At 35.2% G+C, this 1,842-nt stretch carries 1 protein-coding gene; it reads right to left on the bottom strand.

Translation table 11 applies throughout. From position 1 onward, the window contains the following. Positions 1-1,842 (bottom strand): DNA gyrase subunit A (gene gyrA, locus B4I81_RS00160; RefSeq protein ID WP_291106158.1); only part of this gene is annotated, 1,842 nt, incomplete at both ends.

Genomic DNA, 1,842 nt, shown 5'->3' with positions numbered 1-1,842 from the left:
AATATTGTTCAAGCGGCGTTTTCTTAACTTGACCTTGTTTCGTAGCCATAATAACATAATGACTGTTGATGTAATCTTGGTCTTTCAAGTCTTGAGTACAAATAAACGCTTTTACTTTATCGTCTTGTTCAATGTTAATTAAGTTCTGAATTGCACGGCCTTTACTTGCTTTGGTTCCTTCTGGAATTTCATAAACGCGCATCCAATAACATTTACCTTTTTGGGTAAAGAACATTAAATATTGATGATTCGTTGCAACAAATAAATGTTCTAAGAAATCTTGATCTCTTGTTCCAGCTGATTTTTGTCCAACTCCACCTCTATTTTGTGTTTTGTATTCTGATAATGAAGTACGTTTGATGTAACCCGCATGAGAAATTGTAATAACTACACTTTCATCTGCAATTAAATCTTCAATACTTACGTCACCACCTGAATATTCAATTTGCGAACGACGCTCATCACCATATTTATCTCTTACTTCAGCTAATTCGTCTTTAATTACCTGCATTCTCATTTCTTTGCTTGCCAATAATTCTTTCAAATAAGCAATCAATTTCATGATTTCTTCATACTCAGCACGCAATTTATCTTGCTCAAGACCTGTTAATTGTCTTAAACGCATTTCAACAATAGCACGCGCTTGAATTTCTGATAATTTGAAACGCTCAATTAATTTTGCTCTAGCTTCATCACCATCTTTAGAAGCTCTAATAATTTTGATTACTTCATCAATATTATCTGATGCAATGATTAAACCTTCTAAAATATGTGCTCTTTCTTCTGCTTTTCTTAAATCATATTGTGCTCTACGAACTACAACATCATGACGGTGTTCTACGAAATAATGAATCAAATCTTTTAGATTCAACATTTGTGGACGACCATTCACCAATGCAATATTATTTACACTGAAAGAAGATTGTAATTGAGTAAACTTATAAAGTGTATTTAAAACTACGTTTGGAACCGCATCACGTTTTAATTCGTAAACGATACGCATACCATTTCTATCCGATTCATCTCGAATATTTGAAATGCCTTCAATTTTCTTATCATTAACCAAATCGGCTGTATGTTTAATCATATTTGCCTTGTTTACCTGATAAGGAATTTCGGTAACAATGATAGCTTCTTTACCATTTACTTCTTCAAAACCAACTTTAGCACGCATTACAATACGACCTCTACCTGTTTTGAATGCCTCTCTCACTCCTTCGTAACCATAAATAGTTCCACCAGTAGGAAAATCAGGTGCTTTGATGTAATTAATTAATTCATCAATTTCAATATCATTATTATCAATGTAAGCTAAAGTTCCATTAATAACTTCTGTTAAGTTGTGAGGCGCCATGTTGGTTGCCATACCTACCGCAATACCCGAAGCTCCGTTAATTAATAACGTAGGGATTTTAGTTGGCATAACTGTTGGCTCTTGTAACGTATCGTCAAAGTTCAATTGAAAATCCACTGTTTCTTTGTCGATATCAGCCAACATTTCTTCCGAAATCTTTTTCATTCTGGCTTCGGTGTAACGCATTGCTGCTGGACTATCACCATCGACAGAACCAAAGTTACCTTGACCGTCAACCATTAAGTAACGCAAACTCCATTCTTGAGCCATACGCACCATTGCATCATATACTGAGGTATCACCATGTGGGTGATATTTACCTAAAACTTCTCCAACAATCCTTGCCGACTTTTTGTGGGCTCTGTTCGAAAGAACTCCTAATTCATACATTCCGTATAAAACTCTACGGTGTACAGGCTTTAAACCATCTCTAACATCAGGAAGTGCACGTGACACAATAACCGACATCGAATAATCGATGTAAGCTG

The organism is Flavobacterium sp. UBA6195, assembly GCF_002422095.1.
GTDB lineage: Bacteria > Bacteroidota > Bacteroidia > Flavobacteriales > Flavobacteriaceae > Flavobacterium.
Note: the sequence above shows the minus strand (reverse complement) of the source record. Positions and strands in the feature narration are given on the sequence as shown.